The sequence below is a fragment of the Zobellella aerophila genome, assembly GCF_039539325.1.
GTDB lineage: Bacteria > Pseudomonadota > Gammaproteobacteria > Enterobacterales > Aeromonadaceae > Oceanimonas > Oceanimonas aerophila.
Genome location: NZ_BAABCX010000004.1, coordinates 18,264 through 33,599, shown reverse-complemented (window position 1 = coordinate 33,599; position 15,336 = coordinate 18,264). Strand labels below are relative to the sequence as shown.

The following is a 15,336-nucleotide window of genomic DNA, read 5'->3' as shown; positions in this document are numbered from 1 at the left end:
AGAGTGTAAGGAGGGGACTCAAGCTTTTCAAGCCGAGAAGTAGTGATATCGGGCGAAGTACGGCTGAGCCGATAAGACTCATTGATAGCTGTTTGCTTTATAAGAGGAATTTAAAAAGAGAGGCAAAAAAGAAAATATCGACTATAAGAAAGGGGCGCAGCCTGAGCTGCGCCCCCGAAAGAGTTGGAGTCGGCCGTTAAGCCGGGTTCTGTCCCGAGCAAGCTCGGTGACGATCATTCCTCTAGGCCAGCAATCGCTCGCTGGCTCAAGCAACCTACCCGCCCCCAGCGCGGGCCGCACCTGTAGGGGGCCTATTTGGTCTTGCTCCGGGTGGAGTTTACCGTGCCACGAACTGTTGCCAGTCGCGCGGTGCGCTCTTACCGCACCCTTTCACCCTTACCTGATCCCTTGCGGGCCATCGGCGGTCTGCTCTCTGTTGCACTGGTCGTAGACTCACGTCCCCCAGGCGTTACCTGGCACCCTGCCCTATGGAGCCCGGACTTTCCTCCCCCTCGCCCGTTTGCCCGAAGGCACAACGACGAGGCAGCGATCGCCTGGCCGACTCCGGGGCGGAGTGTACACCAGTGCGCCTCCGGGTACAAATACCCATACTTGGGACTTGGGACTTGGGACTTGGGACTTGGGACTGGACAAGAACAAACCAATCACCAGTCACCAATCACCAGTCACCAGTCACCAGTCACCAGTCACCAGTCACCAGTCACCAGTCACCAGTCACCAGTCACCACCAAGAATACTATTCCTGCTCCAGCCCATATTTATAGAGGGCATTTTTCTTTACGCCGTGGATCTCGGCGGTAATGGCGGCGGCTTTCTTCAGCGGCAACTCGGCCCGCAGCAAGGTCAGGGTACGCAGTGCCTCGGCGGGCAGCGCCTCGCTATCCGGCCTATGGCCCGCCACCATCAGCACAATCTCACCCCGGCAGCGGTTATCATCCTGCCGCAACCACTCCAGCATCTCGGCGGCCGGCAGGCTGTGAATCGTCTCAAAGGTCTTGGTCAGCTCCCGGGCCACCACCACTTGCCGATCCGGCCCCATCACCGCCACCAGTTCGGCTACCGTATCCAGCAGGCGGCGGGGCGACTCATAGAAGATCAGCGAACGGCTTTCTTCTTTCAGGCTTTCCAGCTTGTCATGGCGGGCCTTCTCCTTGGCCGGCAGGAAGCCCTCGAAGGCAAAGCGATCGGTGGCCAGACCGGCGGCGGACAGGGCTGTGATGGCGGCGCAGGCTCCGGGAAGGGGCACCACCCGGATACCCGCTTCGCGACAACGGTTGACCAGGTGATAGCCCGGATCGCTGATCAGTGGGGTACCGGCATCCGATACCAGGGCGATACTCTTACCCGATGACAGCCGGGCAACCAGCTGCTCGGCCTTATGCTGCTCGTTGTGGTCATGCAGGGCCCAGGTAGGGGTGCTAATCTGGTAGTGGGAAAGCAGTCTGGCCGTGTGCCGGGTGTCCTCGCAGGCAATCACATCCACCTGTTGCAATACCTCGAGGGCGCGGTGGCTGATATCACTCAGGTTACCAATTGGGGTCGGCACTATATAAAGAACAGCCGCTGGGCTCATAGGGTCTCCTGTGTAAGCAATTGTCTCACCACCATGGCCCCATTACACTAGGGACAAGAATGACACAGCTTGGAATTAAGGGATTGGCTAAACAAAATCAACGCGGGAGTGTAACACGACTGCTCTGCACCATGGTGCTTTCCTCTACGCTGCTGGCATGCGGCGTCTTTGAACCGCCTCAGATCAGCGATCAGGATCAAACGGCACCAGAGGTTTTTGCCGCCATCGACAGGCCGGCACAACAATATCAACGCCAATCGACCCGGGCAGCCCAGCACGATCTTTTCGTCTGGCAAGCATTGGCCATCCGGGCTTATCTGCAACAAGGCGAGCCGGACGCTGCCGAAGCCCTGTTATCGCCATTACAGCAAAATGCCAACACCCCGGCGCGGCAGGCGACAGCTCAACTCCTGAAAGCCAGCTGGGCTGAGTCCGCCAACCGGCTCGAGCTGGCCGAACAAAGCCTGGGCCAGCTGGATACGGCGGCCCTGCCGGAAACCGGCCTGTCCCTGCTGTTGTCGACCCAAGGTCAACTGCAGGAAAAGCAGGGGCAGCCCCTGGCCGCAGCCCGGCAATATATAGCACTGCACAGGCGGTTGTCCGATGCCGAGGCCGACGCCAACCGGGAACGTATCTATCACCTGCTGGGCGAGCAAAACCCTTCGTCTTTGCGAGCGGCGCAGAAAAAAGACGACGATGAGGCCAGCCGCGGTTGGTTTGAACTGATGGCCATCCTCAATAACCCGACGCTGCAACCCGACCCGAAACAATGGCAGCTCGAGTCCTGGGCTCAGTTATATCCGTCGCACCCGGGGGCAATTTATCTGCCGCCCATGCCGGACAGCTCCCGGAAGGCGCTTTACCAGCCCGGCCACATCGCCGTCCTGCTGCCACTGAGCGGCCGCCTGGCCGAGCAGTCGGAAGCCATCCGCGCGGGTATGATGCACGCCCATCCGGAGCAGGGCGCCCGGCTGAGTTTCATCGATACCAATGAGCGCAGCATGACCGCCGTCTATCGGCAAGTGCAACAAGCGGGGGCCGACTTTATCGTGGGACCGCTGTTAAAAGAGAACGTGGAGGCACTGTTGGCGCTCCAGCCGACCTTGCCGGTACTGGCGCTCAATGAGCCGGCTCATAAGCCCGCCCTGGCACACACCTATTATTTTTCCCTGTCGCCGGAAGCCGATGCCGACGAAGTGGCCCACCATATGTGGGAACAGGGCCATCAGCGTCCCCTGGTGTTTGCGCCCGACCATGAGCTGGGCCAGCGCATCGCCAACCGGTTTAACCAAAGCTGGCAGCAACTAAGCGGAATGCCTGCGACCCTCGCCTATTTTAATGATAAGGACAAGGTAGAGCAGGACGTCAGGCAGGCGCTTACCGTCACAGAGATCCCGGACAGCAATACCGAACAAGGCCAGCCTGGTGGCGAACCCGACTGGGTGGATACCACAGATGCGCCGGTTGACTCCCTGTTTCTGGTTACCAACGCCACCGAAACCCAGATAACACTGCCTTATTTTCACCTGGTACAGGACAGCCTGTCCGCCTCCAGGCTGCCGGCCTATGTCATTTCCCGCAGCTATGTCCCCCAGGGTACGGCCGTGCGTGAGTTCAATGGCCTGCAACTGGCGGATATGCCCTGGATGCTTGAGGCATCACCCCAGCTGAAGGAAGAAATAACCGTATCCTGGCCCCAGGCGAACAGCAGCTGGCTGCGCCTGTTTGCCTTTGGCCATGATGCCCTGACCAGCCTGCCGCAACTGAGCCAGCTAAGGGCTACCGCCGGACGCCTGCCGGCATTGACCGGACAACTGAATATTTCTCCAGACGGAACCCTGCACAGGGGCCTGCAATGGGCGGTATACCAAGATGGTCGCTGGCTTCCCACCCGGTAAGCGGGCCCAGGGTGACGCCTATGAGCGCCGGGCCGAGGCATACCTATGCCTTCAGGGGCTGAGGCTGCTGTGCCGTAATTACCAGTGCAGGCTGGGTGAGATCGATCTTATTATGCACCAGGGTGATACCCTGGTGTTTGTCGAGGTACGCTTTCGCAAAAGCCAGCAGTTTGGTGGTGCCCTTGCCTCGGTGACCGCCGCCAAGCAAGGTAGGATAAGACGTACCGCCTCTTTTTATTTACAATCCAGGGGATTGAATGAAGCCCGGCAGTCCTGTCGCTTCGATCTGGTCGCCTGCGAAGGCCCGGAGATTCACTGGATACAAAACGCCTTTTAAGGGATCCCATGCAGGAAGAAATCAAAGCCAGCTTTACCGAAAGCATTCAAACCAAAATCGCCGCCGCCGAGGCCTTGCCCGACACCATATTGGCAGCGGCGCAGATGATGGTCATGTGCCTGCTTAACGGCCACAAGATGCTGGTATGCGGCAATGGCGGCTCCAATGCGCTGGCGCAGCTGTTTGTCAGCGAGCTGCTCAACCGCTATGAAACCGAGCGTCCCGCCTTGCCGGCAATTTGTCTCACCCTGGATACCAGCAGCATCAGCGCCATCGCCGTGGATCAACATTTTGACGAAGCCTATGCCCGCCAAATCAGGGCATTGGGCCAAGCCGGAGACGTACTGGTGGTGATCTCGACCAGCGGGCACAGCCGCAATTTAATCAAGGCTGCGGAAGCAGCACTCAGCCGGGATATGACCATAGTCGCCCTGAGCGGCGGCGACGGCGGTGAATTGGCCGGCCTGCTGGGACCCAATGATGTGGAGATTCGTGTGCCCGCCCTGCGTGCTCCCCGTATTCATGAGGTCAACCTGCTCACCCTGCATTGTCTGTGCGACCTCATCGACCGAACGCTTTTCCCGAAACAGGAGGACTGATTGATGAAAAAAAACCTAGCCCTTGCACTCGTTTCCCTCGCCCTGCTACAGGGTTGTGCCGGCGTATTTGTCGCGGGGGGAGCAACCGGCGGGGGCATGGCGACGGACAGACGCACCATCGGCACCCAGCTTGAAGATCAGGCCATAGAAATGAGGGCCCTGAACCGCCTGGGCGAAACCAAACCCCTTTGGGAGCAGAGCAAGGTAAGCGTGATCAGCACCAAGGGCAAGGTGTTGCTGGTCGGCCAAGCCCCGACAGAGGACTATCGTCTGCAGGCCGAACAGGTGGTCAAGGGGGTGCCCGGGGTTGCGCAAGTCTATAATGAAATCCGCTTGGCCGAGCCGGTTTCCCTGTCGGTACGCACCCAGGATACCTGGCTGACCTCCAAGGTGAAAAGCAGCCTGATTGCGGAAAAAAATATCGACGCCACCAAGATCAAGGTAGTGACCGAAAATGGGGAAGTGTTTTTGATTGGCCTGGTGACCCAGCGCGAAGCCGATATTTCCGTACAGATAGCGCGTAACGTCAGTGGCGTCAAACGAGTAGTCACCGTGTTTGAATTTATTCAGGCCGTTAACTGACGCCGAGTGGGCGAGCCTATGCGGCCCAGCTCTTTTCTTTGATCCCATAAAAAAAGGAGGCCGAAGCCTATGACCTAGAGGTGCTTAAACATATGCGCCAAAAGGAAAAAAGGCAATGAATGCCGGTATGACAGGCTCTAGGTCTGACAATTTTGTCTGACAGTGCCGCCGCCTGAAGACCTCACGCGAGGTCAAAACATGAGCTACAGAACAGCAATCCCCTACTGCTACCGCGACCCTAACGGCACCTATTACTTTCGGCTTGCCCTTAATAAAGAACTGCGTATGCTTGCGCCGCTTCTCCCGAAGGAGGTCAGGTTATCGTTGCTGACCAAGAGGCGGCAGAAGGCAAAAGAGCTGGCGCTTTCGCTGGCTCAGTCATTGTTGTCACAGCAAGCGGTATTAGTTCAGATGGCAAAGAAAAACACCTCAAGCAAAGAGATTTTAGAGCAGCACCTTAAAGATATCGAAGAGCTCCGGCATCTGGTCAGGATGACTACCGAAGAGAAGCTGGAATACATTCCTGAGTCAGTGGCCAGAATGGTAGCGAATGGGAAGGAACAGGAAAAACTGAAGGGCACCCTTCTCTCCATAATCGATGAAGCAGAGAAAGACCTTAGAGAAAGAAAGCATGGCATCGTGCAGAAAAAAAGGCTGAAGCTTTCTATGAGCGGCTTAAGTTCAAGCTTTAATCGTGCAGATGAAGAGAAATTGGCCGACGAGGTGCTAAAGAAAGACGCAGACTTCATTACTCAACTCCGCCAGAGAGTCAAAGAGATTGAACAGGAGCAAGAAGCCTCTTTCAGACAATCCACAACGAATATCACTGTTGTTACAGAGACCTTACAAGGTCAACTGGCATCCCCAGTGAGAAGCACAGAACCCCCTATCTACAACCCTGGAGGACTATCCCACGAGGACATGAACAAATCGTTCTCGGACGTGTGGGACATATATATAGAAGAGTATGTCGCCAACAAGGGGGATAACACCAAGCTAGGTAAAATCAATGAGTGTGCGGTAATCACAAAGGCCATCGTCAGACACACACTAGGCGAAGGCTTCCGCTTTTTTGATCTGACGCCAAACCAGTATCTTCATATCTGCAAGAAGTATGTAGCCATCCCGGCAGGGATAGGGTTTAAGAAGGTCACCAAACTGACCAAGCCTGAATTCCTGAAGCTGACCGGCACGCCGCCAGCAAAATACAAAGCCAAAAAGACCATCAAGGACTTCCTTGAGACCTTCAACAGCTTCATTGGCAAGATGAACCAACGCTACAGGGGCAAGCAGCCCATCGACCATATAAGCGTGCACGACATACTGCCGGCAGAGCACCCGAACAAGGGAATGAAAGGCACAGATGAAGCTATCAAATACTTCTCGGATGAACGCATCAGGGACATTTTCAGTCACCCTTACTTCTCGTTGCCGAAGTCAAAAGACACCAGCCACTACAGAAGCGGGCACTTCTGGATTCCCCTCATTGGCTTGTTTACCGGTATGAGAGTCGGCGAGTGCTCGCAGCTCCACACCCAAGACATCCTACAGGTGCATGGCGTCTGGTGTTTCTGGGTTAATGGTGACGTTGGAAAAAGGTCAGATCGTCGGGTGGCCGGCAAAAGGGTGAAGACCGCAAACAGCATCAGATACGTCCCTATACATCAGACTCTGCTGGATCTTGGGCTGCTGGACTATGTGACCAAAATGGCCGAGCTGGGTTCAAAAGTCCTGTTCCCCACGATTGACTGGGGAAGCACCGATGACGGCAAGACTGACAACTACAAGAACACGGCCATGAGGTGCTTCAATCAAATGCTTAAGCACAGCAGCGCTTACCAAAAGGGCGAAAGCTTTCATTTATTACGGCACACCTTCATTACCAAGATGCGCGTAGACCTCAACATCCCGGAACATGAGATTGCCATGTATGTCGGCCATCTTGATCAGAGTGAGATGGCAATAAAAGGCAGACGCTTAATGACTAGGCACTACGGCGGCCAGAAAGGACTCACCGAAAGCGAGCTGCTGAAGATGCATAACACTATAAATCGTATCCAATTTGACCTTCCCCTCACCTGCGAGCACTGGCACGACTTCAGCGCCAACAAAATGCGGGGAATATACACCCGTGAGCAACTGGACAAGCAGCTTGAGCGAGAGGACAAATCACTGGAGGCAGCAAAAGCACGGGAGGCACGTAAGGTCGCTTCCATAGCGGGATAAATCCCAAAGTATCGTTCTGTAAGGTGGTTCACTTTTGGTATACCTCAGGTGAACCACCCTCCCCCCACATAAAAATGGTTTCACAACTCATGCTTGACCACTCAAAACAGACTGATATTATGAAACCACTATAAACGAACCACCAAAGAGACAAGCATGTCATCATCACGGGTATACGGTTACTTAAGAGCCTCCACCGATGAGCAGGACGCCGAGCGTGCAAAAAGTCCGCTGCTAGATTTTGCCGCACAGCAAGGTTTCACCGTCGATGCATGGTTCAAAGAAAATGAGTCAGGTGCCAGTCTCAAACGTCCCGAGTTGTTCCGGTTGCTCGATGTCGCCAGAACTGGAGACATCCTGCTGGTGGAACAGGTAGACCGGCTTAGCCGTCTGAACAGCAGCGACTGGGAGCGGCTTCAGGGACTCATCAAAAGTAAAGGCGTGCGAGTCGTGGCGCTGGATTTGCCCACCAGTCACCAACTGTTACATACCGGCGACGAATTCACCAACCGGATGTTAAGTGCAATCAATGGCATGATGCTGGATATGCTGGCCGCCATTGCCAGAAAGGATTATGAAGACCGGAAGAGACGCCAGCGGCAGGGCATCAACAAAGCGAAAGAGAATGGCAGGTATAAAGGCCGTCCGGTTGACGAGAAGCTACACGCTACAATCAAGGAGCTGCTGCAAGAGGGCAAGAGCTATAACAAAATCATAGAGCGGCATGGCTGTTCGAGGGCAACCATTGCCAGAGTAGCTAAGACACTGCGAAACCCAGAATAACAACAAGCACGGGCGCTCCCCGTGCTTTTTCATTTCACCCCAAAAGTGCTGCCATTCCAATAAATATTTTTTGGTCACCATTGACCAAAAAATAGTTTCACTTTAAATTAAGCTAACATTAACTACCGGCGTCAAGGAATGACTGGGACACCTAAAAAAATGCGTGCTTTCGTGCAACGCGAATCCGTTTTAAAAAAGGAAGCCAGAGGCTACGGCATGGAGCTGAGTAAATTCTGGCATTCAAAAAAACTGCTTGATGCATTCGCCGCATACGTTGAAAAGACCGAAGGGCCAACCGGCACCATCGACGAACATTTTCATCACTTCATGCTGGCGACCCTTCAGCGGGACACCAGCACCACAAGAAATAACATCATCACCGACGACGAACTAAGCGATTGTCTTTACATGATGGATCATGCCTATGAGGACGCCCAAAGGATGTGGGCGAAGCTGGGCATAGAGAAACAGCAAACCGGACGAAAGTCAAAAAAGTAACCTGAAAGGAATCAAGGGAGAACAGGAACATGGCCGCTCCATCATTATTAAGCACTTTTGAAGCAGCGGAAGAGCTGCATAAACTCACCAAACGCCGGAAAGACTGGGCCTCGTTCTTAAGCGAGAATAGAAGGGCGACACTATCAAGTAGCGGAAAGAAGAAAGGAAATCGTCACCGGTATGCCTATGCCATCCCCTACCGAAAGGAAGGGTGCAAGATATATTACCATTATGATGAGCTTGAGAAGTTCGCCAAATACTACAAAAGCTTAATATCTAGCTGGCGATAAAAATAATGGCCGCATATCGTGGGAGATATTGCGGCCAAATAAACACTTTCAGAAAAAGAATCCTAGCATGAACAATATTAACCGGCAAGCTTCCAAGCCGTCTCACGGTCTGGACAAGCGCAACACCCCAGAATATAAAGCAAAGCGTGAAAAGGCCAAAACCAGAAAACGCAGAAAGGTGGCAAAAGAACTGGGGCTTACCGACGGCTTCAGTGAAAAGCACATCAATGGCGCATTGCTTGTTGACATTATAACTACTGAGCACCTGTCACAGCCTGACGATTCCTGCCTGACTGAATGCACCTTGCCGGAAGACTTCGCCAAATACTTTCGCCGTCAAGCAAAAATAGCCTTTGGCGATATGCCGAAAAAACTTCTGGCCTACAAAAGCACACCGGATACCCTGAAAAGGTGCTTCCATGCCACCACGCTACTAAAGCGGGCGGCACAATCTGGTAATGAGCTAGTAGCTTTCACGCTGGCGATTCCTAAATCATTCTGGGAGCCATACAAGGGGGATGCCCCTACCCTATCAGCGGATAATGCCAAGAAGCTCTTTGATCGCCTTAGAAAGCGTTTTGAGCGTGCAGGGCTGACGGAATGGGGCTACCTATACGCCTTTGAACTGAAGGACAGTAATCCACACCTGCACGGCCTACTTGTTCGTCCGGCCCACATGGCAAACAGCGATGTTGAAAGCCTGCTGGTCAAGGCCGTTGGCACCAGCGGCAATCCCCATCACCAAGCACAGGTAAAACCATACCGTTCAAGGGGCTGGATAAGCTATATCAGCAAGGACAAGGACAACATGCTGGCATTGTTGGGGCGGTCACCTTACGTTGTTCAACAAGCGGTTGAGCAGGAGGCACGACAAGTATACGAGGAAGCTAGACAGGTGCTGAAAGGCGTTATTGATCAATCTGGACGACCTCTTGATGCTTCAAAACCGGACGACAAAAAACGGAACTACGCGGACAAAAAACCGTGCTCTGAAAAAGGTAACAATCCCCTTAAAACCCGCGCCAGCACTGGGTTTGATAGTGAAAAGTGCGCGAGTAACAGAGAAGCCCCTATATGTAGTTATACAGACCCTGTTACCCCTGTAATCACTACTGATACAGCTCAACAAAAGATCAAGCCAGAGAGCACAACACTGGATGATACATTGACCATCACCAGTAACGAATTGACCAATAAAGAGCACCCGTCACATAGCACAGCGCCAGCTACAGGGACGAACCAACCACCGACTGATACGAACACCAAGCAGATCGACAGCAGCGCCAGCAAAGAGGGATTACCAGCTGCTCATAGCATCAACATTGACGAGCCAAATGCTGACCCCGCGCTGGTTTGGGGGAGCTGGTAACAGAGCTGTGGCGATAACAGCCAGTGCAGAAACAGAAGGGAAAACCTACTGCCGGGACAGTGAAATAACCATGCCCGGCAGTAGATAGAAAAGTGAAAGTCCTAGAAAAAATCGGCAAGCGTCTATGTAGTCCAGACAAAAAATTTGTCGACATTCAAAAATGTCCTTATAGCTTCTCAAGTATCACTCGTAGAATTCAATGCCGTATGGGAACTCTCTTGCCGGATAAGAGAGATATGAATATTCACCTAACATATGAGCACAATACTCCATATACTCCCTCTCTCTAGAGTCATGTTCATCTAAAATTATGGATTCATCCACATCATCCAAGATAATAATTCTGATATCATCTATATCAAACACCAATTCATCTGCCCTAACTCTCCACTCTCGCTCCCAAGTAAAATCTGGCCCAGGAAAATCATATGTTACATGCCTCCACCTTATTGAGGCATCCAACAAGTAATACTCATCTTCACTTTGATATATTACAGGCCTTCCACCCTTTCCATAAACCCACCACTTTGGAACCTGTATCCCATACTTGCTATACCTAGTTCGGCACTCCTTGAATATATCTTTGGGGGCTTCCGTAAAACACACACAGTTATATTGCCCTTTTATATGCTGACACCCCCCTATCAGCACACCTTCTTTAATGATACTAAGGAGGTTTTCAAAAGCCGTCCTATTATCAGTGTCTTTAGTCCAATGAGTAAGGTAATCAGATATGTCAGAGCGACTCTTCCCAAACATTTCTCTTATCCTATATTGAAGGTTAGATTAGATTATTATCTTGGAGCCTCTTAAAAATAACTGCGTCATCCTCATGATGATAAGCAAGTGTGCAGTAAAACCTCTCCCCTTCATTTTCTCTATAAATAACCCACTCACCGGTCACGGCTCCCCTCCCTGCCCTTTCATTAATACCATCAACAACAAATTTCGCCACATCATTAGAAATCTTCACAAAGTCACCATCACTAGATGCATGTTCAAAACCTAACTGAGACAACTTCTTGAAAAAATCTGGCTTGAACTCTCCTTTTTTACTCCCTCCCTGATAAATAATTTCATTACTGATGTTTTTAAAAAAATGCTCAGAGTCAAAATAATGAACCTTATAAAAACATCCCAATATTTCACCCTTAAATTTTTCACCCCCCTTTACAAAGGAGCAAGCTCCTCTTTCAACAGAACTAATACTTTTAGCAATTGAGGCTAAATTACCCCCCTGCTCTTCATACTTACACATCTGGCTAATCAAGAGAGAAGATACTTTACTCTTTTCAATATCATACCCTTCTAGTGTTGCCATAACTTTCTCATGTGTTGACAGTGCCACACTCCCCCCCCCGTGCAAAAGTAAGTAATCAATCAAGTGTAATGTGAAAAATAAATATGACGAGTAAAAAAAGGGGCCGAAGCCCCTACGTCAATTGAAAGCAATCCTAACCGTTCCGCAATCACACCCATCCAGCAACAACACCGGCCTCCCAGCCTCATCCTGAGAGCGACTGACAGTCAGGCTAGGGCAAACCTCAACCAGCTTGTCAGAATCGCTTACAGAGGCTTCCAGAAGGGCTGCGTAAACTTCGGGGGAGATGGCTTCAATCTTGATCATGTCGTGTCCTTTATGCTTTGCTTGAGGCTCACAGTCATCCATTGAGGTCTGACAGTCGGCTGAAACCGAGCATGTAAGCCATTGATTTAACTAGGCTCTAGGACACTTCTCGTTGCTCAGAAACGAAAAAAGGAGGCCGAAGCCTCCTTTTTAACGCTGAGCGAAAATCACTTACTTGATGATTTTAGCAACAACGCCGGCGCCTACGGTACGGCCACCTTCACGGATGGCGAAGCGCAGGCCTTCTTCCATCGCGATAGGAGCGATCAGGCTTACTACCATCTTGATGTTGTCGCCAGGCATAACCATCTCAACGCCTTCCGGCAGTTCGATGGTACCGGTCACGTCAGTGGTACGGAAGTAGAACTGGGGACGGTAGCCTTTGAAGAACGGAGTGTGGCGGCCGCCTTCTTCTTTGGACAGTACGTATACTTCGGATTCGAAGTCGGTGTGCGGGGTGATGGAGCCCGGCTTGGCCAGTACCTGACCACGCTCAACGTCTTCACGCTTGGTACCACGCAGCAGCACGCCTACGTTCTCACCGGCACGACCTTCGTCCAGCAGCTTGCGGAACATTTCAACACCGGTACAGGTGGTCTTGACGGTATCCTTGATACCCACGATGGCCACTTCTTCACCCACCTTGACAACACCGCGCTCGACACGACCGGTTACCACGGTACCGCGGCCCTGGATGGAGAACACGTCTTCGATCGGCAGCAGGAAGGCGCCGTCGATGGCACGCTCAGGCTCGGGGATGTAGGAATCCAGGGCGGCAGCCAGTTCCAGGATCTTCGGTTCCCACTCGGCATCGCCTTCCAGGCCTTTCAGCGCGGAACCCTGGATAACAGGGATGTCGTCGCCCGGGAAGTCGTACTCGGACAGCAGTTCGCGCACTTCCATCTCAACCAGCTCGAGCAGCTCTTCATCGTCAACCATGTCGCACTTGTTCATGAACACAACGATGTAAGGTACGCCTACCTGGCGGGCCAGCAGGATGTGCTCACGCGTTTGCGGCATAGGGCCGTCGGTGGCGGCAACAACCAGGATGGCGCCATCCATCTGAGCAGCACCGGTGATCATGTTTTTCACGTAGTCGGCGTGGCCGGGGCAGTCAACGTGAGCGTAGTGACGGCTCTCGGTGTCGTACTCAACGTGAGAAGCGGCGATGGTGATACCACGGGCCTTTTCTTCAGGAGCGTTGTCGATCTGATCGAAAGCACGGGCGGCGCCGCCGAACTGCTTGGCCAGCACGCTGGTGATGGCGGCGGTCAGGGTGGTTTTACCGTGGTCAACGTGGCCGATGGTACCAACGTTTACGTGCGGTTTATTACGTTCAAATTTTTCTTTAGACACGGACTAGTCCTTCCTAGTTTGAACCCACCCGCCATGCGGGTGGGGAGTTTAAACAAAGATTAGTTAACCTTTACGAGCAGCAATAACCGCTTCGGCCATGTTCGCAGGCACTTCGGCGTACTTGGCAAACTCCATGGAGTAAGAAGCACGACCCTGAGTCTGTGAACGCAGGTCGGTGGCGTAGCCGAACATTTCAGACAGCGGTACCAAGGCATTAACAACCTTACCGGTAGGGCCATCTTCCATGCCTTCGATGATACCACGGCGACGATTAACGTCACCGATCACATCACCCATGTACTCTTCCGGCGTTTCTACTTCAACCTTCATCATCGGCTCAAGCAGCACGGGGTTACACTTCATGAAGCCCGCCTTGAACGCCATGGAACCGGCGATTTTAAAGGCCATTTCAGAAGAGTCAACATCGTGATAAGAACCATCGTACAGGGTAATCTTGATATCTTCGATCGGGTACCCCGCCAGAACACCTTGCTTCATCTGCTCCTGGATGCCCTTGTCGACAGCGGGGATGTATTCCTTGGGAATAACACCACCGACAACGGCGTTCTCGAACTTGTAGCCAAGGCCTGCGTCTTGCGGCTCGATCTTGATCCAGACGTGACCGAACTGACCACGACCACCGGACTGACGAACGAACTTGCCTTCCTGCTCAACGCTGCCGCGAATGCTTTCACGGTAGGCAACCTGGGGTTTACCCACGTTGGCTTCTACCTTGAACTCGCGCTTCATGCGATCAACGATGATGTCCAGGTGCAGCTCACCCATACCGGCGATGATGGTCTGACCGGATTCTTCGTCGGTCCATACGCGGAAAGACGGATCTTCCTGCGCCAGACGGCCCAGGGCCAGACCCATTTTTTCCTGATCAGCCTTGGTCCTGGGCTCAACGGCCACGGAGATAACTGGCTCGGGGAATTCCATGCGCTCCAGGATGATAGGCGCGTCCTGGGCACACAGGGTGTCACCGGTGGTCACGTCTTTCAAACCGATAGCCGCGGCGATATCGCCGGCACGGACTTCCTTGATTTCTTCACGCTTATTGGCATGCATCTGTACGATACGACCAAAACGCTCGCGTTTGCCCTTGACCGAGTTCAGCACTGTGTCACCGGATTGAATTACGCCGGAGTACACGCGGAAGAAGGTCAGGTTGCCCACGAAGGGGTCGGTGGCAATCTTGAACGCCAGAGAAGCAAAAGGAGCGGCATCATCGGCGGTACGGGTATCGGGCGTTTCGCCGTCTTCCTTTACGCCGGCAATGGCAGGAACTTCCACCGGAGACGGCAGATAGTCGACAACCACGTCCAGCATCGCCTGTACACCCTTGTTCTTGAACGCGGAACCACAGGTAACCAGGATCACCTCGTTGTTCAGCACGCGGCTCCGCAAGGCTGCCTTGATCTCGGCCTCGGACAATTCGCCACCTTCCAAGTACTTGTCCATCAGCTCTTCATTGGCTTCTGCTGCGGACTCGATCAGGTTCTGACGCCATTCTTCGGCCAGATCCTGCATCTCGGCGGGAATGTCTTCGTAGACAAAGGTGGTACCGTTGTCTTCGTCACTCCAGTTGATGGCTTTCATCTTGATCAGGTCGATCACGCCCTTGAAGTTTTCTTCAGAGCCGATCGGCAACTGAACAGGAACCGCCACGCCTTTCAGACGGGACTTGATCTGCCCAACTACACGCAGGAAGTTGGCACCGGTACGGTCCATCTTGTTGACGAAGGCAATACGCGGTACGTGATATTTGTTCGCCTGACGCCATACGGTCTCGGACTGGGGCTGAACGCCACCCACAGCACAGTAAACCATGACAGCACCGTCGAGCACCCGCATGGAACGTTCTACTTCAATGGTGAAGTCAACGTGGCCAGGGGTGTCGATGATGTTGATGCGGTGCTGAGGGTATTGATGAGCCATACCGTCCCAGAAACAAGTGGTCGCAGCGGAGGTAATGGTAATACCACGCTCCTGCTCCTGCTCCATCCAGTCCATGGTGGCAGCACCATCATGCACTTCACCGATCTTATGGCTTACACCGGTGTAAAACAGCACACGCTCGGTAGTGGTAGTTTTACCGGCGTCGATGTGAGCACTGATACCAATATTGCGGTAGCGCTCAATTGGGGTTGTACGAGCCACAATAAAATCCTCTT

The 15,336-nt window shown here is 53.0% G+C and carries 14 protein-coding genes and 1 other RNA gene; 8 read left to right on the top strand and 7 right to left on the bottom strand.

Annotated features, from left to right (window positions below; translation table 11 throughout):
* Positions 1-181: 181 nt before the first annotated feature.
* An RNA gene (gene rnpB, locus ABD806_RS13740) (RNase P RNA component class A) lies at positions 182-566 on the bottom strand.
* Positions 567-757: 191 nt separating this feature from the next.
* Positions 758-1,594: a 16S rRNA (cytidine(1402)-2'-O)-methyltransferase gene (gene rsmI, locus ABD806_RS13735; protein ID WP_344958968.1), complete on the bottom strand. Its 837-nt coding sequence runs from the start codon at positions 1,592-1,594 to the stop codon at positions 758-760.
* Positions 1,595-1,677: 83 nt separating this feature from the next.
* On the opposite strand from rsmI, the gene ABD806_RS13730 reads away from it, so the two are divergent.
* From ABD806_RS13730 to ABD806_RS13695, 8 genes are all read left to right on the top strand, one after another.
* Positions 1,678-3,492 (top strand): penicillin-binding protein activator, encoded by a 1,815-nt coding sequence (locus tag ABD806_RS13730; RefSeq protein WP_344958966.1) that lies wholly within the window; start codon positions 1,678-1,680, stop codon positions 3,490-3,492.
* A complete protein-coding gene (locus tag ABD806_RS13725) occupies positions 3,467-3,829 on the top strand; it encodes a YraN family protein (RefSeq protein ID WP_344958964.1) in 363 nt (120 codons plus the stop codon). Before ABD806_RS13730 ends, ABD806_RS13725 begins: the two co-directional genes overlap by 26 nt.
* Before the next feature lie 8 nt (positions 3,830-3,837).
* On the top strand, positions 3,838-4,428 hold the full coding sequence (locus ABD806_RS13720) for a D-sedoheptulose-7-phosphate isomerase (RefSeq protein WP_344958962.1): 591 nt from the start codon (positions 3,838-3,840) through the stop codon (positions 4,426-4,428).
* Complete coding sequence (gene dolP, locus ABD806_RS13715) at positions 4,429-5,010, top strand: division/outer membrane stress-associated lipid-binding lipoprotein (protein WP_344958960.1); 582 nt, start codon at positions 4,429-4,431, stop codon at positions 5,008-5,010.
* Positions 5,011-5,208: 198 nt separating this feature from the next.
* Complete coding sequence (locus ABD806_RS13710) at positions 5,209-7,236, top strand: site-specific integrase (RefSeq protein WP_344958958.1); 2,028 nt, start codon at positions 5,209-5,211, stop codon at positions 7,234-7,236.
* Between the two features lie 156 nt (positions 7,237-7,392).
* The gene (locus ABD806_RS13705) at positions 7,393-8,019 is read left to right on the top strand and encodes a recombinase family protein (protein WP_344958956.1); all 627 of its coding nucleotides are present in this window, start codon (positions 7,393-7,395) and stop codon (positions 8,017-8,019) included.
* A gap of 138 nt (positions 8,020-8,157) precedes the next feature.
* Positions 8,158-8,517 carry a hypothetical protein gene (locus ABD806_RS13700; protein WP_344958954.1) on the top strand — a complete coding sequence of 120 codons (360 nt, stop codon included), beginning with the start codon at positions 8,158-8,160 and terminating at the stop codon, positions 8,515-8,517.
* A gap of 357 nt (positions 8,518-8,874) precedes the next feature.
* Positions 8,875-10,176 carry a hypothetical protein gene (locus tag ABD806_RS13695; RefSeq protein WP_344958952.1) on the top strand — a complete coding sequence of 434 codons (1,302 nt, stop codon included), beginning with the start codon at positions 8,875-8,877 and terminating at the stop codon, positions 10,174-10,176.
* 183 nt (positions 10,177-10,359) lie between these two features.
* Here the strand turns inward: ABD806_RS13695 and ABD806_RS13690 are convergent, their stop codons facing one another.
* The 5 genes from ABD806_RS13690 to fusA all read right to left on the bottom strand — a co-directional run bounded on the left by ABD806_RS13690 (position 10,360) and on the right by fusA (position 15,322).
* Entirely contained in the window at positions 10,360-10,935 is a 576-nt protein-coding gene (locus tag ABD806_RS13690; RefSeq protein WP_344958950.1) for a hypothetical protein, read from the bottom strand.
* Positions 10,936-10,957: 22 nt separating this feature from the next.
* Positions 10,958-11,497, bottom strand: a complete 540-nt coding sequence (locus tag ABD806_RS13685; protein WP_344958948.1) for a hypothetical protein — start codon at positions 11,495-11,497, stop codon at positions 10,958-10,960.
* Positions 11,498-11,614: 117 nt separating this feature from the next.
* Entirely contained in the window at positions 11,615-11,803 is a 189-nt protein-coding gene (locus ABD806_RS13680; RefSeq protein ID WP_344958946.1) for a hypothetical protein, read from the bottom strand.
* Positions 11,804-11,974: 171 nt separating this feature from the next.
* Positions 11,975-13,159, bottom strand: a complete 1,185-nt coding sequence (gene tuf, locus ABD806_RS13675) for an elongation factor Tu (RefSeq protein ID WP_344958944.1) — start codon at positions 13,157-13,159, stop codon at positions 11,975-11,977.
* A gap of 63 nt (positions 13,160-13,222) precedes the next feature.
* The gene (fusA, locus tag ABD806_RS13670; RefSeq protein WP_344958942.1) at positions 13,223-15,322 is read right to left on the bottom strand and encodes an elongation factor G; all 2,100 of its coding nucleotides are present in this window, start codon (positions 15,320-15,322) and stop codon (positions 13,223-13,225) included.
* Between the last annotated feature and the right edge of the window lie 14 nt (positions 15,323-15,336).